Source organism: Enterobacter hormaechei subsp. hoffmannii, from assembly GCF_001729745.1.
Taxonomy (GTDB): domain Bacteria; phylum Pseudomonadota; class Gammaproteobacteria; order Enterobacterales; family Enterobacteriaceae; genus Enterobacter; species Enterobacter intestinihominis.
The window spans coordinates 1322245-1345883 of record NZ_CP017186.1; the positions used below are offsets into that span (position 1 = coordinate 1322245).

Here is a 23639-nt window from a genome sequence, read left to right on the forward strand (position 1 = left end):
TAACGATTACCCTGAAGGATGGATAGAACACATGAACTTACATGAATATCAGGCCAAACAGCTGTTTGCCAGGTCAGGCTTACCGGCTCCGGTGGGTTATGCCTGTACTACCCCGCGTGAAGCAGAAGAAGCCGCATCTAAAATCGGTTCCGGCCCGTGGGTAGTTAAATGTCAGGTTCACGCTGGTGGCCGTGGTAAAGCGGGCGGTGTGAAGGTTGTTAAGAGCAAAGAAGAGATCCGTGCGTTTGCTGAACATTGGCTCGGCAAGCGTCTGGTAACCTACCAGACAGATGCGAATGGCCAGCCGGTCAACCAGATCCTGGTTGAAGCGGCAACCGACATCGCGAAAGAATTGTACCTCGGCGCAGTCGTAGACCGTAGCTCCCGTCGCGTGGTGTTCATGGCATCTACCGAAGGCGGCGTGGAAATCGAAAAAGTGGCGGAGGAGACCCCGCACCTGATCCACAAAGTGGCAATCGATCCGCTGGCGGGCCCAATGCCTTACCAGGGACGTGAGCTGGCGTTCAAACTGGGTCTGGAAGGCAAGCTGGTTCAGCAGTTCACCAAGATCTTCATGGGGCTGGCGACCATCTTCCTGGAGCGCGATCTGGCGCTGATCGAGATCAACCCGCTGGTGATCACCACCCAGGGCGACCTGATCTGCCTCGACGGCAAGCTGGGCGCTGACGGCAACGCGCTGTTCCGCCAGGCGGATCTGCGCGAAATGCGCGACCAGTCTCAGGAAGATCCGCGTGAAGCGCAGGCTGCCCAGTGGGAGCTGAACTACGTGGCGCTGGATGGCAACATCGGCTGCATGGTTAACGGTGCGGGCCTGGCAATGGGCACCATGGACATCGTTAAGCTGCACGGCGGTGAGCCAGCGAACTTCCTCGACGTGGGCGGTGGCGCAACCAAAGAGCGCGTAACCGAAGCGTTCAAAATCATTCTCTCTGACAGCAACGTAAAAGCGGTTCTGGTGAACATCTTCGGCGGTATCGTACGTTGCGACCTGATCGCCGACGGTATCATCGGCGCGGTAGGAGAAGTGGGCGTTAACGTTCCGGTTGTTGTACGTCTGGAAGGGAATAACGCTGAACTCGGCGCGAAAAAACTGGCTGACAGCGGCCTGAATATTATTGCAGCGAAAAGTCTGACGGATGCAGCTCAGCAGGTTGTTGCCGCAGTGGAGGGGAAATAATGTCCGTTTTAATTAATAAAGATACCAAGGTTATCTGCCAGGGCTTCACCGGTAGCCAGGGGACTTTCCACTCCGAACAGGCGATTGCCTACGGTACGCAGATGGTTGGCGGCGTAACGCCAGGTAAAGGCGGCACCACGCACCTGGGCCTGCCGGTGTTCAACACCGTGCGTGAAGCAGTAGAAGCGACGGGCGCAACCGCGACCGTGATCTACGTTCCAGCGCCGTTCTGCAAAGACTCTATTCTGGAAGCGATCGACGCAGGCATTAAGCTGATCATCACCATCACCGAAGGCATCCCGACGCTGGATATGCTGACCGTGAAGGTGAAGCTGGACGAAGCAGGCGTGCGCATGATCGGCCCGAACTGCCCAGGCGTTATCACCCCAGGCGAATGCAAAATCGGCATCATGCCGGGCCACATTCACAAACCGGGCAAAGTGGGCATCGTGTCCCGTTCCGGTACCCTGACCTATGAAGCAGTTAAGCAGACCACCGATTACGGCTTCGGCCAGTCCACCTGCGTGGGCATCGGCGGTGACCCGATCCCTGGCTCTAACTTCATCGACATCCTGAAGCTGTTCCAGGAAGATCCACAGACCGAAGCGATCGTGATGATCGGTGAGATCGGTGGTAGCGCGGAAGAAGAAGCGGCTGCTTACATCAAAGATCATGTGACCAAGCCGGTGGTGGGTTATATCGCGGGTGTGACCGCGCCGAAAGGCAAACGTATGGGTCACGCGGGTGCGATTATCGCTGGCGGTAAAGGTACGGCTGATGAGAAATTCGCAGCACTGGAAGCCGCAGGCGTGAAAACCGTTCGCAGCCTGGCGGATATCGGTGAAGCACTGAAATCCATCATTAAGTAAGTCCTCTCTGCTCCCCGAATGGGGCGCGTTGAAGTATAAAAAAATGTCCGTTTCGACATGGTTGGCCGCTGTAAAGCGGCCTTTTTTTATTGCCTGCGTTTAGCCACCAGAGTGAATTTATAGTCGTCGGTATTAAACACGTTGCGACTGTATTCAAATACCCGGCCGTCTTTCAGGAAGCCGCGGGAAACTTTTTCAAGAATTGGTTTTGCCGGATCGAGCGCCAGGGCGGCAATCGCCTCGTCCGATGGCATGACTGGCACCAGCTCCTGCTCGCTGCGATCGATAACCAGCTTTTTGACCTGCTCAATGTAATGGTATTTCGACTGTTCCATCACTTCCCAGGTGAGGTCGGGGAACATCGCCAGCGGCATCCATGTCTCTTCCAGATTCACCGGCTTTTCCCTGATGAAGCGTACGCGCTTGACGTGCCAGACCTTATCATCCGGATTGAGCGCCAGTTTTGCCGCGAGCCGCTCATCGGCTTTCACCACTTCGAAGACGCTGACGTCGCTATGCGTATCAACGTTGCGATCCGCCAGTTTTTCGTAAAAGCCAGTAAGCTGATAAATATCGTAATTCACCCGCTCCTCTTTTACATACGAGCCGCTGCCCTGAATGCTTTCGATGATCTGCTCGTCGGCGAGCAGCTTCAAAGCCTGCCGCACGGTGACACGGCTAACGTTAAATGCCTCCTGAAGGCTGGATTCCGTCGGCAGCGCGTCTCCGGGTTTTAATTCCCCGGCGTTAATCTTCTCGCGGAACGCATCGGCGATCTGCCGGTACATCGGTTTATTGCCCATTGTGTTACGCCTTTTTAATACCTTTTTAGGGGAATTATGCCTTCAGTGACTGATTTGTAAATAATACAAATTAAATACAAATATCGTTGTTAGTGAAAATGATCACATAAATGTATTATCCAGTCTGCCACAATCCTCCCCAGACAATAACTTTGGATAGGTGAGGATCTTATGAACCTGACGACTCTGACCGACCCCCGTGCTGTCTGTGTGCAGGCGCAGTTTACCAGCCGTGATGAGGCAATCCGTCAGCTTGCGACGCGGCTGGTAGCGTTGGGCAAAATAGCCGACGCCGATACGTTTCTGGCAGAGGTTTTCCATCGCGAATCGCTTGGCCCGACGGCGCTGGGCGAGGGGCTGGCCGTACCCCATGGTAAATCAGCGGCAGTAAAGGAAGCGGCTTTTGCCGTGGCAACACTGCGCGAGCCGCTGGTCTGGGAAGGCGTGGACGGACCGGAGGAGGTCGAGCTGATTTTTTTGCTCGCCATTCCTCCCGCACAAGCGGGATCAACGCATATTCAGGTGCTGACGGAACTGACGTCCCGCCTGGCGGATGACGATCTCAGGGCGCACGTGATGACGGCGACCAGCGCGGAAGCGGTGCTTACTGCGCTGGAAACGACGCCTGACGCGCAAGAAACCGCCGTCGCAGAGAATGCCCCGACGATCGTCTGTGTTACCGCCTGTCCGGCCGGGATCGCCCATACCTACATGGCAGCGGAATATCTCGAAAAAGCGGGACGTAAGCTCGGCGTCAATGTAGTGGTCGAAAAGCAGGGGGCAAACGGTATTGAGGGGCGCATCACCGCGCAGCATTTGCAGGAGGCAAAAGCGTGTATCTTCGCGGCGGAAGTGGCGATCAAAGAGCGTGAGCGTTTTCAGGGGATCCCCGCCATTTCCGTGCCCGTCGCGGAACCCTTGCGCCATGCGGAAGCGCTCATTGAGCGTGCGCTGGCGCTACAGCCTGTATCCGATGCGCGTCCTGCGCACGTCGACACGGACGCGAAAAAGTCCGTTAAAACCGAACTCAAGCAAGCGCTGCTCAGCGGTATCTCCTTTGCGGTGCCGCTGATTGTCGCTGGCGGCACGGTGCTGGCCGTGTCGGTACTCCTGGCGCAAATCCTTGGCTTGCAGCACCTGTTCGATCAGGAAAACTCGTGGCTGTGGATGTACCGTAAACTGGGCGGTGGGATGCTCGGCATTCTGATGGTCCCTGTTCTGGCGGCCTATACCGCTTACTCGCTGGCGGATAAACCTGCGCTTACGCCGGGCTTTGCGGCGGGTCTTGCCGCCAATATGATCGGCTCCGGCTTTCTGGGGGCCATCGTCGGCGGGCTGATTGCGGGCTACCTGATGCGCTGGGTGAAAAACCACATCCGGCTGAGTAGCCGCTACAACGGCTTTCTGACCTTTTATCTCTATCCGGTGTTTGGCGTACTGGGCGCAGGCAGCCTGATGCTGTTTGTGATCGGCGAACCGGTGGCCTGGATCAATAACGCCCTGACCGCCTGGCTTAATGGTCTCTCCGGCGCGAACGCGCTGCTGCTGGGGGCGATCCTGGGCTTTATGTGCTCGTTCGATCTGGGCGGTCCGGTTAACAAAGCCTCTTACGCGTTCTGTCTGGGCGCGATGGCCAACGGCGTATACGGGCCTTATGCGATCTTCGCCTCCGTCAAAATGGTTTCGGCCTTTACCGTGACGGCATCAACGATGCTGGCTCCGAATCTGTTTAAACAGTTCGAAATTGAGACCGGCAAATCCACCTGGCTGCTGGGGCTGGCGGGCATCACCGAAGGGGCAATTCCGATGGCTATCGAGGATCCGTTGCGAGTCATCGGCTCATTTGTTCTGGGGTCAATGGCGACCGGAGCGATTGTCGGAGCGATGGGTATTGGGCTCTCCACCCCGGGCGCGGGCATTTTCTCTCTCTTCTTACTGCATGATGCCGGGCTGGGCGGCGTGATAGCCGCTGCCGGCTGGTTTGGCGCCGCGCTGGTGGGCGCCGCAATCTCTACGCTCATTTTACTGCTCTGGCGACGCCAGGCCGTGAAGAGCGGTACCTACGTGACTGAAGACATACCATCCTAAACACGCACTGACAGGAAACGAAGATGAAAGCTGTATCTCGCGTTCATATCACGCCACATATGCACTGGGACCGGGAGTGGTACTTCACCACCGAAGCGTCACGTATTCTTCTGGTCAATAATATGGAAGAGATCCTCACCCGTCTTGAGCAGGACGCAGAGTATAAATACTACGTTCTCGACGGCCAGACGGCGGTGCTGGAAGATTATTTTGCCGTGAAACCGGAAAACAGGCCACGCGTGAAGGCGCTGGTGGCGGCCGGGAAGCTGATTATCGGGCCGTGGTATACCCAGACGGACACCACCCTTGTCTCCGGCGAGTCGATTGTGCGCAATCTGATGTACGGCATGCGCGACTGTCTGGCCTTTGGTGAGCCGATGAAAATTGGCTATCTGCCGGACTCCTTCGGCATGTCTTCCCAGCTGCCACACATTTACAACGGTTTTGGCATCACGCGCACCATGTTCTGGCGCGGCTGTTCCGAGCGGCACGGTACCGATAAAACCGAATTTCTCTGGCAAAGCCAGGACGGCAGCGAAGTGACGGCACAGGTGCTGCCGCTGGGCTACGCGATTGGTAAGTACTTACCGGAGGATGAAGCCGGACTGCGCAAACGGCTCGACAACTACTTCGAGGTGCTCGAAAAAGCCTCCGTGACGAAAGAAATTTTGCTGCCTAACGGCCATGATCAGATGCCGCTCCAGCAGAACATATTTGCGGTGATGGATAAGCTGCGCAAAATCTACCCGCAGCGTCAGTTTGTGATGAGCCGCTTCGAGGAGGTGTTTGACCATATCGATGCGCACCGAGATGAACTGGCGACGCTGAAAGGGGAATTTATTGACGGTAAATATATGCGGGTGCACCGGACGATCGGCTCCACGAGGATGGACATCAAAATCGCCCACGCCCGGATAGAGAATAAAATCGTCAACGTCCTCGAGCCGCTGGCTACGCTTGCCTGGACGCTGGGCTTTGACTATCACCACGGCTTGCTGGAAAAAATGTGGAAAGAGATCCTCAAGAATCACGCCCACGACAGTATCGGCTGCTGCTGCAGCGATAAAGTGCATCGCGAGGTGATGTCACGCTTTGAGCTGGCGGAAGACATGGCCGATAACCTGACGTGCTTCTATATGCGCAAGATTGTCGACAACATGCCGCAGAGCGAGGAAGACAAACTGGTGATGTTTAACCTCACGCCCTGGCCGCGTGAGGAAGTAATCAACACCACGATACGTCTGCGCGCCAGCCAGTTCCGCCTGTTGGACGAAAAGGGAAATGAAATCCCTTATTATCTCCGCAGCGCGCGTGAGATAGACCCCGGGCTGATTGACCGGCAGATAGTGCATTACGGCAACTACGATCCCTTCATGGAGTTTGACATCCAGCTCACCCAGATCCTGCCATCTATGGGTTACCGCACGCTCTATATCGAGCCGCACGTGGCCGGCAAACTGCAGACGCCAAATAAATCGCCGGAGGCGTTACTGGAAAATGCTTTCTGGGAAGTAACGTTAAACGAGGACGGTACTTTGCGTCTGCTCGACAAAGCGTCCGGGCTTATCTATGACCGCGCGCTGGAAATTGAAGAGAGCTCGGATGATGGCGATGAGTACGACTACTCGCCTTCACGGGAAGAGTGGAGACTCTCTTCCGCGCAGGGCGAACATGAGGTTGAGGTGATCCACGAGGCCTGGCAGAGCAGGGCGGTGATCCGCCATCGAATGGCGGTGCCAGCGGATCTCGCTGAACGTTCTGCGCGTCAGCAGACGGGAACGCTTGAGGCAGAACTCACGGTCACGCTCAGCCATAACAGCCGACGTATCGACGTCGAGGCACGTCTCGGAAATCACGCGGATGACCACCGTGTGCGGGTGCTGATCCCGACACCATTCACCACAGAGACGGTCTTAGCCGATACCCAGTTTGGTTCGCTGACGCGCCCTGTACAGGATGAAGCGATGGCAGACTGGCAGGAGGAGGGATGGAAGGAAGCGCCGCTGCCGGTGTGGAATCTGCTCAACTACGCGGTGCTCCAGGAACGGCGTAACGGGATGGCGCTATTTACCGAAGGGTTGCGCGAATTTGAAGTAACAGGTGAGCGTCAAAACACGTTTGCCCTGACGTTGCTTCGCGGCGTCGGGTTGCTTGGGAAGGAAGACTTACTTCTGCGCCCTGGCAGACCGTCCGGGATCAAAATGCCGGTGCCTGATTCGCAGATGCGGGGTCAGTTAACCTGTCGCTTTAGCCTGTTCAGTTTTAATGGTACGCCCGTCAGTGCTGGCGTTGCGCAGCAGGCGAAGTCGTGGTTAACGCCAGTGCACTGTTATAACAAAATTCCGTGGGATGCGATGAAGCTTAACCGTGCCTCTTTCACCACACCCTGTAGCTATAGCCTGCTAACGCTGGCGCCTAACGGATGTGTACTCAGTGCGCTGAAAAAAGCGGAGGATCGTGACGAGATGATTCTTCGTCTGTACAACCCTTCGGAGACCCGCTCCAGTGACGTGGCTTTGTCTGTGAACCGTGAGGTCCAGGCCTGTTGCGAAACGGACATGAATGAGGTGTGCAAAGCGCAAGGGGAGGGGGGCTCAGCCATTACGGGGCCTTTCCGGCCAGGCCAGTCACGCACCTTCAGCATAAAAATTGAAAGGTAATCTCAAGAACAATATCAAGGCCGCAACCCTGCGGCCTTTATTTCATCAAATAGTCACTAAAGGGTGTTAATTTTAAGATTAGCGAAGGTGAATGAAATGTAATCTTTTGGGCGGGTAGTAAAGCGAAAGAAAAATACTGTGAAGCGGATAACATTATATGTTTCTCTCCCTGCAAAAAGGTCTTTTTTACACGCGTTAATAAAAATCACAACTGTTTATATTATCTTCTGGCTTTTATAACCATTAATGCCTTTAAATATACATGTTATTAACAAGGTTTTTACTATCCATGTCACAAAGAAACATCATTAACAGTACCGGCTGTTTTTGATTTAAATCAATGTTTAATCCTTGGAAAAAGGCTCCAAAAGGCGTTAAATTGTTCCCGATCAAAATGGCCGAAAAGTGGTAATTTTGCTATAAATTGATCGCCGTCGAAAAACGTAAATCTGTTCGAATAAAAACCTGTTTATTGTAAGGGTTTTGCAGCGTATTATATTTACGGGATCAATTTGGTTTTTTCTTAACGTATTTGTAACCTTTCATCATTGCTTTTTCCTCCTGTAGAGAATAAGCAACGAAGAAGGGAAGCAGATAACTTTGTATTGGGGCATGCGTGTGGATCCTTATCTAACGGGGTTCACTCTCGGAGTCTTCATGCGATGAGCAAGGAGTCATAATGTTAGACGTAGTCGAACTGTCGCGCTTACAGTTTGCCTTGACCGCGATGTACCATTTCCTTTTTGTGCCGCTGACGCTCGGTATGGCGTTCCTGCTGGCCATCATGGAAACGGTTTACGTCCTCTCCGGCAAACAGATTTATAAAGATATGACCAAGTTCTGGGGCAAGTTGTTTGGTATCAACTTTGCGCTGGGCGTGGCAACCGGTCTGACCATGGAGTTCCAGTTCGGGACAAACTGGTCTTACTATTCCCACTATGTAGGGGATATTTTCGGTGCGCCGCTGGCCATTGAAGGTCTGATGGCCTTCTTCCTCGAATCCACCTTTGTAGGTCTGTTCTTCTTCGGTTGGGACCGTCTGGGTAAAGTCCAGCATATGGCGGTAACCTGGCTGGTGGCATTAGGCTCCAACTTGTCCGCACTGTGGATCCTGGTGGCGAACGGCTGGATGCAAAACCCAATCGCATCTGATTTCAACTTCGAAACCATGCGTATGGAGATGGTCAGCTTCGCTGAGCTAGTCCTGAACCCGGTTGCCCAGGTTAAATTCGTGCACACCGTGGCGTCTGGCTATGTGTGCGGCGCGATGTTCGTGCTGGGCATCAGCTCCTACTATATGCTGCGCGGCCGTGACTTCGCGTTCGCCAAGCGTTCTTTCGCTATCGCAGCAAGCTTCGGTATGGCCGCGATTCTGTCCGTTATTGTTCTGGGTGATGAATCCGGTTACGAAATGGGTGACGTGCAGAAAACCAAACTCGCCGCAATTGAAGCTGAATGGGAAACCCAGCCGGCACCGGCAGCGTTTACCCTGTTCGGCGTGCCTGACCAGGAAGCGCAGGAAAACCGCTTCGCCATTCAAATTCCTTACGCTCTGGGTATTATCGCCACGCGCTCCGTCGACAAACAGGTGACTGGCCTGAAAGATCTGATGGTGCAGCATGAAGAGCGTATCCGTAACGGGATGAAAGCCTACTCGCTGCTGGAACAGCTGCGCGCCGGCTCTACCGACCAGGCCGTTCGCGATCAATTTAACGACGTGAAGAAAGACCTCGGTTACGGTCTGCTGCTGAAACGCTATACCCCGAACGTCTCCGACGCGACGGAAGCGCAGATTCAGATGGCAACCAAAGACTCTATTCCACGCGTTGCGCCGCTGTACTTCGCGTTCCGCATCATGGTGGGTTGCGGCATTATCATGCTGCTGATCATCGCGGCCTCGTTCTGGTCAGTCATTCGTAACCGTATCGGTGAGAAAAAATGGCTGCTGCGCACCGCGCTGTACGGTATCCCACTGCCATGGATTGCTATCGAGTCCGGCTGGTTTGTTGCGGAATATGGCCGTCAGCCATGGGCGATCGGTGAGGTGCTGCCAACAGCGGTAGCGAACTCCTCCCTGACCGCAGGCGACCTGATCTTCTCCATGCTGCTGATTTGCGGTCTGTACACCCTGTTCCTGGTGGCTGAACTGTTCCTGATGTTCAAGTTCGCGCGCCTTGGCCCAAGCAGCCTGAAAACCGGTCGCTACCACTACGAGCAGTCTGTTACGACTACTCAGCCGGCACGCTAAGACAGGAGTCATCAAATGATCGATTATGAAGTATTGCGTTTTATCTGGTGGCTGTTGATCGGCGTTCTGCTGATTGGTTTTGCGGTCACCGATGGTTTCGATATGGGCGTGGGCATGCTCACCCGTTTCCTCGGTCGTAATGACACCGAGCGTCGAATCATGATCAACTCCATCGCCCCGCACTGGGACGGTAACCAGGTGTGGCTGATCACCGCAGGCGGCGCGCTGTTCGCTGCCTGGCCGATGGTTTACGCGGCTGCGTTCTCCGGCTTCTATGTGGCGATGATTCTGGTGCTGGCCTCTTTATTCTTCCGTCCGGTAGGTTTTGACTACCGCTCCAAGATTGAAGACACCCGCTGGCGTAACATGTGGGACTGGGGCATCTTCATTGGTAGCTTCGTTCCACCGCTGGTCATTGGTGTGGCGTTCGGTAACCTGTTACAGGGCGTACCGTTCCACGTCGACGAATATATGCGTCTGTTCTACACCGGTAACTTCTTCCAGCTGCTGAATCCGTTTGGTCTGCTGGCTGGCGTGGTGAGCGTGGCGATGATCATCACCCAGGGCGCAACCTATCTCCAGATGCGTACCGTGGGTGAACTGCACCTGCGTTCCCGTGCGACCGCTCAGGTGGCGGCGCTGGTGACGCTGGTCTGCTTCGCGCTGGCAGGCGTGTGGGTCGTGTACGGTATTGATGGCTATGTGGTGACCTCCGCCATTAACCATACCGCACCGTCTAACCCGTTGACCAAAGAGGTGGCGCGTCAGGCTGGCGCATGGCTGGTGAACTTCAACAATATGCCTGCGCTGTGGGCTATCCCTGCTCTGGGTGTGCTGCTGCCACTGCTGACAGTGTTAATGTCTCGTCTGGAGAAAGGCGCTATGGCGTTCGTGTTCTCTTCCCTGACGCTGGCGTGCATTATCCTGACGGCAGGTATTGCTATGTTCCCATTCGTGATGCCATCCAGCACCATGATGAATGCTAGCCTGACCATGTGGGATGCAACGTCCAGCCAGTTGACGTTGAACCTGATGACGTACGTTGCTTGCGTGTTCGTGCCGATTATCCTGCTCTACACCGCCTGGTGTTACTGGAAAATGTTCGGTCGCATCACTAAAGAACATATCGAAAGCAACACCCACTCTATGTATTAAGTAAGGAGCTGAATATGTGGTATTTCGCATGGATTTTAGGGACGCTTCTTGCCTGTGCATTTGGTGTCATCACTGCCCTGGCGCTTGAGCATGTAGAAGCGTCTAAAGCAGGTGAAGATAAGCACTAATGAATATTATCGCAACGTTATATGCGGTAATGGACAAGCGCCCCCTGCGGGCGCTTTCCCTCATTATGGCATTACTGCTGGCGGGCTGTATCTTCTGGGACCCGTCGCGCTTCGCGGCTAAAACCAGCGAGCTTGAGATCTGGCACGGCTTCCTGATTATGTGGGCGGTGTGTGCAGGTGTGATTCACGGTGTCGGCTTTCATCCGAAAGCGCTTCACTGGCAGGGTATCTTCTGCCCGCTGATTGCCGATCTGGTTCTTCTCGCCGGTTTGATTTTCTTCTTCTTCTGAATAAGAAATGTCCGTTAATGATATGGGCTTACCCGAGCCCATAAAAATTTACTCTCCGTTTACTTTCCCCCATTCCAAACCATCATTCCCGCGCGTATAGTAGCGAAGTTTGAAAGCTCCAACTTTTCTTGTATTACCGGGATGTAAAGTGAATACAACGCTGTTTCGATGGCCGGTACGTGTCTATTACGAAGATACCGATGCCGGTGGTGTGGTCTACCACGCCAGCTACGTTGCTTTTTATGAACGGGCACGCACAGAGATGCTGCGCCATCATCACTTTAGTCAACAGGTGCTGTTGGCTGAGCGAGTTGCCTTCGTGGTACGCAAGATGACGCTTGAGTATTTTGCGCCTGCCAGACTCGACGATATGCTCGAAGTCCAAACAGAAATTACATCAATGCGCGGAACTTCACTGGTTTTCACGCAGCGGATAGTCAATGCAGAGAACACGGTACTGAACTCAGCTGAAGTCCTGATTGTCTGTGTTGATCCAACCATAATGAAGCCTCGTGCGCTTCCTAAGTCTATTGTCGCGGAGTTTAAGCAGTGACTGACATGAATATCCTTGATTTGTTCCTGAAGGCAAGCCTTCTGGTTAAACTTATCATGTTGATTTTGATTGGTTTTTCAATCGCATCCTGGGCCATCATCATCCAGAGAACGCGTATCCTCAATGCCGCTGGCCGCGAAGCCGAAGCGTTTGAAGATAAGTTCTGGTCGGGTATAGAGCTTTCTCGTCTCTATCAGGAAAGCCAGGGACGCCGTGATAACCTTTCAGGCTCCGAACAAATTTTTTATAGTGGTTTCAAAGAGTTCGCTCGCTTACACCGTGCTAACAACCATGCGCCGGAAGCCGTGGTAGAAGGTGCGTCGCGTGCGATGCGCATTTCCATGAATCGCGAACTGGAAAATCTTGAAACGCATATTCCTTTCCTCGGTACCGTTGGCTCCATCAGCCCGTATATCGGCCTGTTTGGTACGGTGTGGGGGATCATGCACGCCTTTATCGCCCTGGGGGCGGTGAAGCAGGCAACCTTGCAGATGGTGGCACCGGGTATCGCAGAAGCACTGATCGCGACCGCAATCGGTCTGTTCGCGGCAATTCCGGCGGTAATGGCGTACAACCGTCTGAACCAGCGCGTGAATAAACTGGAACTGAACTACGACAACTTTATGGAAGAGTTCACCGCGATTCTGCATCGTCAGGCGTTTACCAGCACCGAGAGCAACAAGGGGTAAACCATGGCCAGATCGCGTGGACGAGGTCGTCGCGAGCTCAAGTCCGAAATCAATATCGTTCCGTTACTGGACGTGCTGCTGGTGCTGCTGCTGATCTTTATGGCGACAGCCCCCATCATCACCCAGAGCGTAGAAGTTGATCTGCCGGATGCGACAGAATCACAGGCGGTAAGCACCAATGACGATCCTCCGGTCATCATTGAGGTTTCCGGCGTAGGGCAGTACAGCGTGGTGGTCGAGAAGGATCGTATGGATCAGCTCCCCCCAGAGCAGGTTATTGCTGAAGCGCAACGACGCCTGGAGTCAAATCCGAAGACGGTCTTCTTAATCGGTGGTGCGAAAGACGTACCATATGATGAAATTATCAAAGCGCTGAACTTGCTACATAGCGCGGGCGTTAAGTCAGTTGGCTTAATGACTCAGCCTATTTGATCATCTGCGTAGTTTTTGGGAACCGATAGTGTCAAAGGCAACCGAACAGAACGACAAGCTTAAGCGAGCGATAATCGTCTCCGCAGTGCTGCACGTGATTCTTTTTGCAGCGCTGATCTGGAGTTCGTTCGATGAGCACATTGATGCATCGGGCGGTGGTGGAGGCTCATCCATCGACGCCGTCATGGTAGATCCCGGTGCGGTAGTGCAGAACTATAATCGTCAGCAACAGCAGCAGGCGAGCGCAAAACGCGCTGAAGAGCAGCGTGAAAAACAGGCGCAACAGCAGGCGGAAGAGCTGCGTGAAAAGCAGGCCGCCGAGCAGGAACGTTTGAAGCAGCTTGAGAAAGAGCGTTTGCAGGCGCAGGAAGCCGCGAAAGAGCAGGCGGAGCAGCAGAAACAGGCTGAAGCCGCAGCGAAGAAAGCGCAGGAACAGCAGAAGCAGGCGGAGGAGGCGGCAGCCAAAGCCGCAGCAGACGCTAAGGCGCAGGCAGATGCTCAGGCGAAAGTAGCCGCAGAAGCAGCGAAAAAAGCCGCTGCTGACGCGCAGAAGAAGGCCGAAGCAGAAGCCGCGAAGAAAGCCGCTGCTGATGCGAAGAAGAAAGCGGAAGCCGAAGCCGCGAAAAAAGCCGCTGCTGACGCACAGAAGAAAGCCGAAGCAGAAGCCGCGAAGAAAGCCGCCCAGGAAGCAGAGAAAAAAGCGGCCGCCGAAGCGGCGAAGAAAGCGGCTGCCGCTGAGAAAGCTGCGGCAGAAAAAGCCGCCGCTGCGGAAAAAGCCGCTGCTGATAAAAAAGCTGCAGCTGAGAAAGCCGCTGCCGATAAGAAAGCAGCAGCCGAAAAAGCCGCTGCTAAAAAGGCCGCTGCCGCTGAGAAAGCTGCCGCAGCCGCAGGAGTTGACGATCTGCTGGGCGACCTGAGTTCCGGTAAGAATGCACCGAAAACGGGCGGTGGGGCGAAAGGAAATGGACAGCCGTCAAAAGACAGCGGTACCTCCGGAGCCAACGGTGGGGCAACAGGTGCAGATATCAGTGCTTATGCCAAACAGATCCAGGTTGCGATTCAGAGCCGACTCTTTGATGCAGGCCTGTATCAGGGCAAGCAATGCGTACTGCACATCAATCTTGCGCCAGACGGCAGGTTGAAAAGCGTGACGTCTGAAGGGGGCGATCCTGCGCTCTGTCAGGCTGCGCTGGCCGCAGCCAGATCGGCGAACATTCCTAAACCGCCTAGCGAGGCTGTTTATGAAAGGATAAAAGATGCCAAACTGGACTTTAAGCTGTAATCAACTCTTCTAACGGAAGTATGAAAAACAGTCTATGGTCGTAAACAGGATAAGTAGTTTTGTCTATTTGGGTTTGTTAACATTCTGCTAAATTATCGTGGGTAAGGTTACCCAGATAAGGGAGATATGATGAAGCAGGCATTACGTGTAGCAGTTAGTTTTTTAATGCTGTGGGCAGCTGTACTGCACGCAGAAGTACGTATCGAGATCACCCAGGGGGTGGACTCGGCGCGTCCGATTGGTGTCGTTCCGTTCCAGTGGGCAGGCCCGGGCGCTGCGCCTGAAGATATTGGCGGCATTGTTGCAGCTGACCTGCGTAACAGCGGTAAATTTAACCCATTAGATCGTTCCCGCCTGCCTCAGCAGCCGGGTACTGCGCAGGACGTTCAGCCTGCTGCATGGTCTGCGCTGGGTATTGATGCGGTAGTTGTCGGTCAGGTTACGCCTGCACCAGACGGCGGCTATAACGTTGCGTATCAGCTGGTTGATACCGGCGGTGCGCCGGGTACCGTTCTGGCTCAGAACACGTATAAAGTGAACAAGCAGTGGCTGCGCTACGCTGGCCATACGGCGAGTGACGAAGTGTTCGAGAAGCTGACCGGTATTAAAGGTGCGTTCCGTACCCGTATCGCGTACGTGGTACAGACCAACGGCGGCCAGTTCCCTTATGAGCTGCGCGTCTCTGACTACGATGGTTACAACCAGTTCACCGTACACCGTTCACCGCAGCCGCTGATGTCTCCGGCATGGTCTCCGGACGGCTCAAAGCTGGCGTATGTGACCTTCGAAAGCGGCCGCTCCGCGCTGGTCATCCAGACGCTCTCTAACGGTGCTGTTCGTCAGGTTGCGTCATTCCCACGTCACAACGGTGCACCTGCGTTCTCTCCGGACGGTACCAAACTGGCGTTTGCCCTGTCTAAAACCGGTAGCCTGAATCTGTACGTAATGGATATTGGTTCTGGTCAGATCCGTCAGGTCACGGATGGTCGTAGCAATAACACTGAGCCAACCTGGTTCCCGGACAGCCAGAATCTGGCCTTTACGTCCGACCAGGCAGGTCGTCCACAAGTTTATAAAGTGAATATCAACGGCGGAGCAGCGCAGCGTATTACCTGGGAAGGTTCTCAGAACCAGGATGCTGACGTCAGTGCCGATGGTAAAACAATGGTAATGGTTAGCACTGCGGGTGGTCAGCAGCACATTGCCAAACAAGATCTGGTAACGGGAGGCGTACAAATACTGTCGTCAACGTTCCTGGATGAAACGCCAAGTCTGGCACCTAACGGCACCATGGTAATCTACAGCTCTTCTCAGGGGATGGGATCCGTGCTGAATCTGGTTTCTACAGATGGGCGTTTCAAAGCGCGTCTTCCGGCAACTGATGGACAGGTAAAATCACCTGCCTGGTCGCCGTATCTGTAATAATAATTAATTGATTACTAAAGGAATCTTAGAAATGCAACTGAACAAAGTGCTGAAGGGGCTGATGATCGCTCTGCCTGTTATGGCAATCGCAGCGTGTTCTTCTAACAAGAACGCAAGCAATGACCAGAGCGGCGAAGGCATGATGGGTGCCGGCACCGGTATGGACGCTAACGGCAATGGCAATATGTCTTCTGAAGAGCAAGCGCGTCTTCAGATGCAGCAGTTACAGCAGAACAACATCGTTTACTTCGATCTGGATAAATACGACATCCGTTCTGACTTCGCTGCGATGCTGGATGCGCACGCAAACTTCCTGCGTAGCAACCCGTCTTACAAAGTCACCGTAGAAGGTCACGCGGACGAACGTGGTACTCCGGAGTACAACATCTCCCTGGGTGAACGTCGTGCAAACGCTGTTAAAATGTATTTGCAGGGTAAAGGCGTTTCTGCTGACCAGATCTCCATCGTTTCTTACGGTAAAGAAAAACCAGCAGTACTGGGTCACGACGAAGCGGCTTACTCCAAAAACCGTCGTGCCGTACTCGTTTACTAAGAGAATTGCATGAGCAGTAACTTCAGACATCATCTGATGAGTCTGTCGTTACTGGTTGGAATAGCGGCCCCCTGGGCCGCTTTTGCTCAGGCACCAATCAGTAGTGTCGGCTCAGGCTCGGTAGAAGACCGGGTTACTCAACTCGAGCGTATTTCTAACGCTCACAGCCAACTTTTAACTCAACTCCAGCAGCAGCTTTCCGATAACCAGAATGATATTGATTCCCTTCGTGGTCAGATTCAGGAGAGCCAGTATCAGCTTAATCAGGTTGTGGAGCGCCAGAAGCAAATTTTGTTGCAGATGGATAGCCTGAACAGTGGCGGAGCAGCAGCACAGCCAGCAGCAGGCGATCAAAGCGGTGCGGCGACGCCTGCACCTGCGGCAGATGCCTCCCCGTCGTCAGGTGCGCCTGTACAGAGCGGTGACGCGAATACGGACTATAACGCGGCCATTGCCCTGGTACAGGACAAATCGCGCCAGGACGATGCTATCGTTGCGTTTCAGAACTTCGTTAAGAAGTACCCTGATTCTACTTACCAGCCAAATGCGAACTACTGGCTGGGTCAGTTGAATTACAACAAGGGTAAAAAGGATGATGCGGCGTTTTATTTTGCCTCTGTGGTGAAAAATTACCCGAAATCACCGAAAGCGCCGGATGCGATGTATAAAGTCGGCGTGATCATGCAGGACAAAGGCGACACTGCAAAAGCCAAAGCGGTTTATCAGCAGGTGGTTGCGAAATTCCCGGGTACAGACGGCGCCAAACAAGCGCAAAAACGTTTGAGTTCGATGGGTTGATTATCGCATGACCAGAAATCGCGTTATTTCTGGTCGTGCAGCATGATTCCTAAGCAGTTAAGTGATCTTTATCGAAATTTTTGTTGCGCAGAATTCTTAAATCAGTAATATATGCCGCCGTTGCCACGGGATATCAAACAACGTGAAAGCAGCGCAAAAGTGGGTCGTTAGCTCAGTTGGTAGAGCAGTTGACTTTTAATCAATTGGTCGCAGGTTCGAATCCTGCACGACCCACCACTTAAAGCAGTTCCGGCAGTACAGAGTGGGTGATTAGCTCAGTTGGTAGAGCATCTCCTTTACACGGAGGGGGTCGGCGGTTCGAGCCCGTCATCACCCACCACTCGGGTCGTTAGCTCAGTTGGTAGAGCAGTTGACTTTTAATCAATTGGTCGCAGGTTCGAATCCTGCACGACCCACCAATTTTATTGGTTCCGAGTGATAATTCAGGCAACACCCGAATGGGTCGTTAGCTCAGTTGGTAGAGCAGTTGACTTTTAATCAATTGGTCGCAGGTTCGAATCCTGCACGACCCACCAGCCTGAATAGATTTGAAGTACATCCCGTAAGGGGTCGTTAGCTCAGTTGGTAGAGCAGTTGACTTTTAATCAATTGGTCGCAGGTTCGAATCCTGCACGACCCACCAATTTTAATGACTTACTCAGATACTACACGTGAAGGATAACGTTGCTTTAGCAACGGCCCGAAGGGCGAGGCGAAGCCGAGTCATCCTGCACGACCCACCAGTGTAGAAAGGCGCCCTAAAGGCGCCTTTTTGCTATCTGTCGTTCGCCAGTGCCTTGTAGGTCGGGTAAGGCGAAGCCACCAGCCGACAAATGCTACCGGCATCAATTCCCGATGACATTCCTCCTCAAATTCGCTATCTTGTTTAGTATATAAAACACCATTGCCTCATTTTTGTTATCTCATGCAAAAAAAAGCAATATTGTTAAGCCAGTAAAACGAGAAGCCATAATGAGTGTGATGTTTGATCCCGAAACCGCAATCTATCCCTTCCCGCCGAAGCCAGCTCCGCTAAGCCGGGATGAGAAGCAGTTCTATCGTGAAAAAATCAAGCGCCTCCTTAAAGAGCGTGATGCGGTGATGGTGGCGCATTACTACACCGACCCGGAAATTCAGCAGCTGGCGGAAGAGACGGGCGGCTGTATCTCAGACTCCCTGGAGATGGCGCGTTTCGGTGCTAAGCATTCAGCCTCCACGCTGCTGGTCGCGGGGGTTCGTTTTATGGGTGAAACGGCAAAAATCCTCAGCCCGGAAAAAACGATTCTGATGCCTACGCTGAATGCCGAATGTTCTCTTGACCTCGGTTGCCCGATTGATGAGTTCACCGCCTTCTGTGATGCCCACCCTGACCGTACCGTGGTGGTCTATGCCAATACGTCTGCGGCGGTGAAAGCCCGGGCAGACTGGGTAGTAACGTCCAGTATTGCCGTTGAGCTGATTGAACATCTGGACAGCCTGGGGGAGAAAATCATCTGGGCGCCCGATCGTCACCTGGGAAACTACGTACAAAAACAGACCGGTGCGGATGTGCTGTGCTGGCAGGGCGCCTGTATCGTTCACGACGAGTTTAAGACCCAGGCACTGACCCGGATGAAACGCCTTTACCCGCAGGCCGCAATTCTGGTGCATCCGGAGTCGCCGCAGTCGATTGTTGAGATGGCGGACGCCGTCGGCTCAACCAGCCAGTTGATAAACGCGGCAAAAACCCTGCCGCACAAGCAGCTCATCGTGGCGACCGATCGCGGTATCTTCTATAAAATGCAGCAGGCCGTACCAGAAAAAGAGCTGCTCGAAGCGCCAACCGCCGGAGAAGGGGCGACCTGTCGAAGCTGCGCGCACTGCCCGTGGATGGCGATGAATGGACTTAAGGCGATAGCGGAGGGGCTGGAGATCGGGGGCGCAGCGCATGAGATCCACGTAGACGCCGCCCTGCGCGAAGGCGCGTTAATTCCGCTTAACCGTATGCTGGATTTTGCGGCTACACTACGTACTTAACTTATTACGCCCCGGAGAAAAAATGGATTTTTTTAGCACACAGAACATCCTGGTTCATATCCCGATTGGTGCGGGCGGCTATGACCTGTCGTGGATTGAAGCGGTAGGTACGCTGGCCGGTTTACTCTGTATCTGGCTGGCCAGCCTTGAGAAGATCAGTAACTATGCGTTCGGGCTGATAAACGTCACGCTGTTTGCGATCATCTTCTTCCAGATCCAGCTCTACGCCAGCTTGCTTCTGCAGCTGTTCTTCTTCGCGGCCAATATCTATGGCTGGTACGCCTGGTCGCGGCAAAACAGTCAGCAGGAGGCGGAGCTGCAAATCCGCTGGCTGCCGTTGCCAAAAGCCATTGCCTGGCTCGCGGCCTGCGTGGTGGCAATCGGCTTTATGACCGTCTTTATTGACCCGGTATTTGCCTTCCTGACGCGCGTGGCGGTCTCGGTCATGTCGGGTCTGGGATTAAACGTGACGATGCCTGAGCTTCAGCCTGATGCCTTCCCGTTCTGGGATTCCTGCATGATGGTGCTTTCGATTGCCGCAATGATCCTGATGACCCGTAAATACGTTGAAAACTGGCTGCTGTGGGTGGTCATCAACGTGATTAGCGTGGTGATTTTTGCCCGTCAGGGCGTTTATGCCATGTCGCTGGAGTATATGCTGCTGACCGTCATTGCCCTGAACGGTAGCCGCATGTGGATCAACAGCGCGCGTGAGCGTGGCTCTCGCGCGCTTTCCCGCTAATGGTGATGCTCGTGTGAGTGGCCGGACTGCGCCTCGTTCAGGTGACAGTCTGGCCCGTTACAGGGCTGATACTCCATCTGGATGGTGGAGTGCGCAATTTCGTAGTGATGCTCAAGGAAGTGCCGAATACGTTCAAGCAACGCATCGTGATCGTGGGGCGGAATAACCTGAACGTGCAGCGTCATAAGCGGTTTCTCACCCACCAGCCAGACGTGAACGTGGTGAACGTTACGGACTTCAGGAATGGAACGACACAGATTGCGTTTTAGCTCGCCAATATCCAGCGACGTGGGAGCGCCTTCCAGCAGTTCATTCACGCTCTCTTTCAACAGCCGCCAGGCACTGCGTAATACAAGGCACGATACCAGCACGGAAAGAATCGGGTCGATGGGGGTCCAGCCCGTACCCATAATGATCAGCGCGGCGACGATGGCACCTACGGAACCCAGCAGATCGCCCAGCACGTGAAGCGCCGCGGCCCGTACGTTCAGATTTTTTTCGCTGCTGCCGCGGTGCAATATCCAGAATGCCAGAATATTGGCGACCAACCCGGCAATAGCAATCACCATCATCGTCGTTCCGGCTACCGGTTGTGGATGACGAAAGCGCTGAAACGCCTCCCAGACGATAAGAATGGTAATAACCACCAGTGCAATCGCATTCACGAACGCAGCAAGTGTGGTGAGTCTGAGCCAGCCAAAGGTGTGGCGGGCATTGGGAGGGCGACGGGCAAACTGCACGGCCAGCAGAGCAAACAGGAGCGCGGCAGCGTCGGTCAGCATATGCCCGGCATCGGCCAGCAGCGCCAGCGATCCGGAGATCAGTCCGCCTGTCACCTCAATAATCATAAAGGTGGCAGTGACGCCAAAAGCCAGCAGAAGCCGTTTGGCATTTTCATCGCCAGTGGAGTGGGAATGGGAGTGGGAGTGCGCCATGGTATCGTTCCTGATTTATTATTATTTTTAGTGTAGCGTTTTTAAGAGCTTAAATAAAAAAGGAGAGCATTCGCTCTCCCTCTTTTACCTTACGGAAGGTTACTGGGTAGTACCGTCCGTTTTGGTATTGGCATCGCTGCCCACTTTGTCATTCGGGTCCGGGCATTTCCCGTCTTTACACATTGAGTTTTTGTGAACTTCGTCAGTGCTCATACCGTCATGGTTCATCGTGCCGGTATTCGTACCGCCGGTGTTGGTATTGCCCGTGTTGATATTACTGTTATCAACATTATTTGGCGCGATATTCTGTTTTGCATCCGGCGCAACCTGGCCCGCTTCGGCAGCGGCATTCGCGTCGCCGTTGCTGCCGGAGGAGCCTGTATCGGCTGCCAGTACGCTACCGCTTGCCAGGGTAAGGGTTGCCGTCAGGAAAAGCGTAGTCAGTTTCGTCATTTTCATCATGGTGCTCCTGTTCTTATCGTTACGCTGGATAACATTCTCCAACAGTGCATCTTGTTCAGTGGCGAAAGATCCCAGATTCCTGAATTATGTCAGGATGGAATCGCGTATAAGTATTTAAAAACAGTCGTTACAAGTAAAAAGCTTAGGCGAGATCTCATTTTTCGCTATTTTGTTGCGTATTTTAGGCGAATTCCAGGAATTATCTGCGCGAAGTGTAAAATCCCGTTTACACTTCGTGACCGACAAGTTAGATTGAAAGCATTGCTTTCATTACTAAAGATATGGCAGAGCCGGAAAGAAGATGAATTATCAGAACGACGATTTACGCATTAAAGAGATCAATGAGTTATTACCTCCCGTAGCGCTCCTTGAAAAATTCCCCGCCACCGAAAATGCCGCCAACACGGTGTCTCATGCCCGCAAGGCGATCCACAAGATCCTGAAAGGTAGCGACGATCGTCTTTTGGTGGTCATCGGACCGTGCTCCATTCACGATCCTGCTGCGGCCAAAGAGTACGCGTCACGTCTGCTCACCCTGCGCGAAGAGCTGAAGGGCGAACTGGAAATTGTGATGCGCGTTTATTTCGAAAAACCGCGTACCACCGTGGGCTGGAAAGGGTTGATCAACGATCCGCACATGGACAACAGTTTCCAGATCAACGACGGCCTGCGTATTGCGCGTAAGCTGCTGCTGGAGATTAACGACAGCGGGCTGCCTGCAGCCGGAGAATTCCTCGATATGATCACCCCGCAGTATCTGGCTGACCTGATGAGCTGGGGCGCTATTGGTGCGCGTACGACTGAATCGCAGGTTCACCGTGAGCTGGCGTCTGGCCTGTCATGCCCGGTGGGTTTCAAAAACGGCACTGATGGCACCATCAAAGTCGCTATTGATGCCATCAATGCGGCTGGCGCGCCGCACTGCTTCCTGTCGGTGACTAAGTGGGGCCACTCGGCTATCGTGAATACCAGCGGTAATGGCGATTGCCATATCATTCTGCGCGGCGGTAAAGAGCCTAACTACAGCGCTAAACACGTAGCGGAAGTGAAGGCGGGTCTGGAGAAAGCGGGACTGGCGCCGCAGATCATGATCGATTTCAGCCATGCGAACTCAAGCAAACAGTTCAAAAAGCAGATGGAAGTTGGTGCAGACGTTTGTCAGCAAATCGCCAACGGTGAACGCGCAGTGATTGGGGTGATGATTGAGAGCCATCTGGTGGAAGGCAATCAGAACCTGGAGGGCAGCGAGCCGCTGGTCTACGGTAAGAGCGTGACGGATGCCTGCATTGGCTGGGATGATACCGATGCGATCCTGCGTCAGCTGGCGGATGCGGTAAAAGCGCGTCGCGGTTAAGTTTATCGCGGAAAATAAAAAAGCGTGGATTGCTCCACGCTTTTTTTATGTCCGGCGAAAATTACTTCGCTTTACCCTGGTTCGCCACGGCCGCCGCTTTTGCAGCGATTTCGTCGGCGTTACCCAGGTAGTAATGTTTAACTGGCTTGAAGTTTTCGTCGAACTCGTACACCAGCGGCACGCCGGTAGGGATGTTCAGCTCGAGGATTTCATCTTCACCCATGTTGTCCAGGTATTTCACCAGCGCACGCAGGGAGTTACCGTGAGCAGCGATAATGACGCGCTCGCCGCTTTTCAGGCGTGGCAGAATGGTTTCGTTCCAGTAAGGCACAACGCGGTCGATGGTCAGCGCCAGGCTTTCGGTCTGCGGCAGTTCAGCTTCAGTCAGCTTCGCGTAACGCGGATCGTGGCCCGGGTAGCGCTCGTCATCTTTGCTCAGCTCTGGAGGCGTGACCGCAAAACCACGACGCCACTGCTTAACCTGCTCGTCACCGTATTTTTCTGCGGTTTCTGCTTTGTTCAGACCTTGCAGCGCACCGTAGTGACGCTCGTTCAGTTTCCAGGATTTCTCAACCGGCAGCCAGGCCTGATCCAGCTCGTCCAGAATGTTCCACAGGGTATGGATGGCACGTTTCAGCACAGAGGTGTAAGCAAAGTCAAAGGTGAAGCCTTCTTCTTTCAGCAGCTTACCTGCCGCTTTTGCTTCGCTCACGCCTTTCTCGGACAGATCAACGTCATACCAACCGGTGAAGCGGTTTTCGTTGTTCCACTGGCTTTCGCCGTGGCGCACCAGGACAAGCTTAGTATTAGCCATTTCTTACTCCTCAAGCATTTTGAATGATAACAATTCTCATTATATTGCCGTGACTGTGCCAGCAGCAACGCTTAACCCTAACCATAGCGAAAATAGTTCGAGAGTGTAAGATGCATGTGAATCCAGGGTTATGATTTTGTCTGCG

At 53.7% G+C, this 23639-nt stretch carries 22 protein-coding genes and 5 tRNA genes; 23 read left to right on the top strand and 4 right to left on the bottom strand.

The window, feature by feature from the left end; all coding sequences use genetic code 11:
- Nucleotides 1-31: 31 nt before the first annotated feature.
- Both sucC and sucD read left to right on the top strand, forming a co-directional pair.
- On the top strand, nt 32-1198 hold the full coding sequence (sucC, locus tag BFV65_RS06170; protein WP_022647464.1) for an ADP-forming succinate--CoA ligase subunit beta: 1167 nt from the start codon (nt 32-34) through the stop codon (nt 1196-1198).
- Nucleotides 1198-2067 (top strand): succinate--CoA ligase subunit alpha, encoded by an 870-nt coding sequence (sucD, locus tag BFV65_RS06175; RefSeq protein WP_006809578.1) that lies wholly within the window; start codon nt 1198-1200, stop codon nt 2065-2067. Before sucC ends, sucD begins: the two co-directional genes overlap by 1 nt.
- An 86-nt stretch (nt 2068-2153) precedes the next feature.
- Here sucD and BFV65_RS06180 read toward each other — a convergent pair whose 3' ends face one another.
- Entirely contained in the window at nt 2154-2870 is a 717-nt protein-coding gene (locus BFV65_RS06180; protein WP_022647465.1) for a GntR family transcriptional regulator, read from the bottom strand.
- Between the two features lie 171 nt (nt 2871-3041).
- On the opposite strand from BFV65_RS06180, the gene mngA reads away from it, so the two are divergent.
- The 20 genes from mngA to pnuC all read left to right on the top strand — a co-directional run bounded on the left by mngA (nt 3042) and on the right by pnuC (nt 19929).
- On the top strand, nt 3042-4958 hold the full coding sequence (mngA, locus tag BFV65_RS06185; protein ID WP_069596368.1) for a PTS 2-O-a-mannosyl-D-glycerate transporter subunit IIABC: 1917 nt from the start codon (nt 3042-3044) through the stop codon (nt 4956-4958).
- Nucleotides 4959-4981: 23 nt separating this feature from the next.
- Entirely contained in the window at nt 4982-7618 is a 2637-nt protein-coding gene (mngB, locus tag BFV65_RS06190; RefSeq protein ID WP_069596369.1) for a mannosylglycerate hydrolase, read from the top strand.
- 679 nt (nt 7619-8297) lie between these two features.
- Nucleotides 8298-9866 carry a cytochrome ubiquinol oxidase subunit I gene (cydA, locus tag BFV65_RS06195; protein ID WP_032624645.1) on the top strand — a complete coding sequence of 523 codons (1569 nt, stop codon included), beginning with the start codon at nt 8298-8300 and terminating at the stop codon, nt 9864-9866.
- Between the two features lie 15 nt (nt 9867-9881).
- Nucleotides 9882-11021 (top strand): cytochrome d ubiquinol oxidase subunit II, encoded by a 1140-nt coding sequence (gene cydB, locus BFV65_RS06200; RefSeq protein ID WP_022647469.1) that lies wholly within the window; start codon nt 9882-9884, stop codon nt 11019-11021.
- A 14-nt stretch (nt 11022-11035) separates the two neighbouring features.
- Nucleotides 11036-11149 carry a cytochrome bd-I oxidase subunit CydX gene (gene cydX, locus BFV65_RS06205; RefSeq protein ID WP_014169181.1) on the top strand — a complete coding sequence of 38 codons (114 nt, stop codon included), beginning with the start codon at nt 11036-11038 and terminating at the stop codon, nt 11147-11149.
- Nucleotides 11149-11439: a cyd operon protein YbgE gene (gene ybgE / locus BFV65_RS06210; protein ID WP_023305710.1), complete on the top strand. Its 291-nt coding sequence runs from the start codon at nt 11149-11151 to the stop codon at nt 11437-11439. Before cydX ends, ybgE begins: the two co-directional genes overlap by 1 nt.
- A gap of 148 nt (nt 11440-11587) precedes the next feature.
- Entirely contained in the window at nt 11588-11992 is a 405-nt protein-coding gene (gene ybgC, locus BFV65_RS06215) for a tol-pal system-associated acyl-CoA thioesterase (RefSeq protein ID WP_003858593.1), read from the top strand.
- Complete coding sequence (tolQ, locus tag BFV65_RS06220) at nt 11989-12681, top strand: Tol-Pal system protein TolQ (protein WP_022647470.1); 693 nt, start codon at nt 11989-11991, stop codon at nt 12679-12681. The genes ybgC and tolQ overlap by 4 nt, the downstream gene beginning before the upstream one ends.
- A gap of 3 nt (nt 12682-12684) precedes the next feature.
- Nucleotides 12685-13113: a colicin uptake protein TolR gene (gene tolR, locus BFV65_RS06225; protein WP_003858589.1), complete on the top strand. Its 429-nt coding sequence runs from the start codon at nt 12685-12687 to the stop codon at nt 13111-13113.
- Between the two features lie 28 nt (nt 13114-13141).
- Nucleotides 13142-14395 carry a cell envelope integrity protein TolA gene (tolA, locus tag BFV65_RS06230; RefSeq protein ID WP_023299616.1) on the top strand — a complete coding sequence of 418 codons (1254 nt, stop codon included), beginning with the start codon at nt 13142-13144 and terminating at the stop codon, nt 14393-14395.
- Between the two features lie 129 nt (nt 14396-14524).
- Nucleotides 14525-15817 (top strand): Tol-Pal system beta propeller repeat protein TolB, encoded by a 1293-nt coding sequence (tolB, locus tag BFV65_RS06235; protein ID WP_022647472.1) that lies wholly within the window; start codon nt 14525-14527, stop codon nt 15815-15817.
- A gap of 34 nt (nt 15818-15851) precedes the next feature.
- The gene (pal, locus tag BFV65_RS06240) at nt 15852-16373 is read left to right on the top strand and encodes a peptidoglycan-associated lipoprotein Pal (RefSeq protein ID WP_003858578.1); all 522 of its coding nucleotides are present in this window, start codon (nt 15852-15854) and stop codon (nt 16371-16373) included.
- A gap of 9 nt (nt 16374-16382) precedes the next feature.
- Entirely contained in the window at nt 16383-17171 is a 789-nt protein-coding gene (gene cpoB, locus BFV65_RS06245; protein ID WP_045308831.1) for a cell division protein CpoB, read from the top strand.
- Nucleotides 17172-17332: 161 nt separating this feature from the next.
- Nucleotides 17333-17408: transfer RNA gene (locus BFV65_RS06250), tRNA-Lys, on the top strand.
- Nucleotides 17409-17435: 27 nt separating this feature from the next.
- Nucleotides 17436-17511, top strand: a tRNA-Val gene (locus BFV65_RS06255).
- Between the two features lie 3 nt (nt 17512-17514).
- Nucleotides 17515-17590 (top strand) — tRNA-Lys (locus BFV65_RS06260).
- A 41-nt stretch (nt 17591-17631) separates the two neighbouring features.
- Nucleotides 17632-17707, top strand: a tRNA-Lys gene (locus tag BFV65_RS06265).
- A 31-nt stretch (nt 17708-17738) separates the two neighbouring features.
- A tRNA-Lys gene (locus BFV65_RS06270) sits at nt 17739-17814 on the top strand.
- Nucleotides 17815-18143: 329 nt separating this feature from the next.
- Nucleotides 18144-19187 carry a quinolinate synthase NadA gene (nadA, locus tag BFV65_RS06280; RefSeq protein WP_032676358.1) on the top strand — a complete coding sequence of 348 codons (1044 nt, stop codon included), beginning with the start codon at nt 18144-18146 and terminating at the stop codon, nt 19185-19187.
- Between the two features lie 22 nt (nt 19188-19209).
- Nucleotides 19210-19929 carry a nicotinamide riboside transporter PnuC gene (pnuC, locus tag BFV65_RS06285; protein ID WP_022647475.1) on the top strand — a complete coding sequence of 240 codons (720 nt, stop codon included), beginning with the start codon at nt 19210-19212 and terminating at the stop codon, nt 19927-19929.
- Here pnuC and zitB read toward each other — a convergent pair.
- Nucleotides 19926-20864: a CDF family zinc transporter ZitB gene (gene zitB, locus BFV65_RS06290; RefSeq protein WP_022647476.1), complete on the bottom strand. Its 939-nt coding sequence runs from the start codon at nt 20862-20864 to the stop codon at nt 19926-19928. The two genes, pnuC and zitB, sit on opposite strands and share 4 nt — an antisense overlap.
- Nucleotides 20865-20963: 99 nt before the next feature.
- Nucleotides 20964-21323 carry a protein YbgS gene (locus tag BFV65_RS06295; RefSeq protein WP_022647477.1) on the bottom strand — a complete coding sequence of 120 codons (360 nt, stop codon included), beginning with the start codon at nt 21321-21323 and terminating at the stop codon, nt 20964-20966.
- A 304-nt stretch (nt 21324-21627) separates the two neighbouring features.
- Between BFV65_RS06295 and aroG the strand changes: the two genes are divergently transcribed.
- Nucleotides 21628-22680 (top strand): 3-deoxy-7-phosphoheptulonate synthase AroG, encoded by a 1053-nt coding sequence (gene aroG / locus BFV65_RS06300; RefSeq protein ID WP_022647478.1) that lies wholly within the window; start codon nt 21628-21630, stop codon nt 22678-22680.
- Nucleotides 22681-22741: 61 nt separating this feature from the next.
- Here the strand turns inward: aroG and gpmA are convergent, their stop codons facing one another.
- Nucleotides 22742-23494 carry a 2,3-diphosphoglycerate-dependent phosphoglycerate mutase gene (gpmA, locus tag BFV65_RS06305; protein WP_003858562.1) on the bottom strand — a complete coding sequence of 251 codons (753 nt, stop codon included), beginning with the start codon at nt 23492-23494 and terminating at the stop codon, nt 22742-22744.
- Nucleotides 23495-23639: the final 145 nt, after the last annotated feature.

Coding starts and splice junctions, on each gene's coding strand:
- sucC (WP_022647464.1), top strand. CDS start 32: ATGAACTTACATGAATATCAGGCCAAACAGCTGTTTGCCAGGTCAGGC.
- sucD (WP_006809578.1), top strand. CDS start 1,198: ATGTCCGTTTTAATTAATAAAGATACCAAGGTTATCTGCCAGGGCTTC.
- BFV65_RS06180 (WP_022647465.1), bottom strand. CDS start 2,870: ATGGGCAATAAACCGATGTACCGGCAGATCGCCGATGCGTTCCGCGAG.
- mngA (WP_069596368.1), top strand. CDS start 3,042: ATGAACCTGACGACTCTGACCGACCCCCGTGCTGTCTGTGTGCAGGCG.
- mngB (WP_069596369.1), top strand. CDS start 4,982: ATGAAAGCTGTATCTCGCGTTCATATCACGCCACATATGCACTGGGAC.
- cydA (WP_032624645.1), top strand. CDS start 8,298: ATGTTAGACGTAGTCGAACTGTCGCGCTTACAGTTTGCCTTGACCGCG.
- cydB (WP_022647469.1), top strand. CDS start 9,882: ATGATCGATTATGAAGTATTGCGTTTTATCTGGTGGCTGTTGATCGGC.
- cydX (WP_014169181.1), top strand. CDS start 11,036: ATGTGGTATTTCGCATGGATTTTAGGGACGCTTCTTGCCTGTGCATTT.
- ybgE (WP_023305710.1), top strand. CDS start 11,149: ATGAATATTATCGCAACGTTATATGCGGTAATGGACAAGCGCCCCCTG.
- tolR (WP_003858589.1), top strand. CDS start 12,685: ATGGCCAGATCGCGTGGACGAGGTCGTCGCGAGCTCAAGTCCGAAATC.
- tolB (WP_022647472.1), top strand. CDS start 14,525: ATGAAGCAGGCATTACGTGTAGCAGTTAGTTTTTTAATGCTGTGGGCA.
- pal (WP_003858578.1), top strand. CDS start 15,852: ATGCAACTGAACAAAGTGCTGAAGGGGCTGATGATCGCTCTGCCTGTT.
- cpoB (WP_045308831.1), top strand. CDS start 16,383: ATGAGCAGTAACTTCAGACATCATCTGATGAGTCTGTCGTTACTGGTT.
- nadA (WP_032676358.1), top strand. CDS start 18,144: ATGAGTGTGATGTTTGATCCCGAAACCGCAATCTATCCCTTCCCGCCG.
- pnuC (WP_022647475.1), top strand. CDS start 19,210: ATGGATTTTTTTAGCACACAGAACATCCTGGTTCATATCCCGATTGGT.
- zitB (WP_022647476.1), bottom strand. CDS start 20,864: ATGGCGCACTCCCACTCCCATTCCCACTCCACTGGCGATGAAAATGCC.
- BFV65_RS06295 (WP_022647477.1), bottom strand. CDS start 21,323: ATGAAAATGACGAAACTGACTACGCTTTTCCTGACGGCAACCCTTACC.
- aroG (WP_022647478.1), top strand. CDS start 21,628: ATGAATTATCAGAACGACGATTTACGCATTAAAGAGATCAATGAGTTA.
- gpmA (WP_003858562.1), bottom strand. CDS start 23,494: ATGGCTAATACTAAGCTTGTCCTGGTGCGCCACGGCGAAAGCCAGTGG.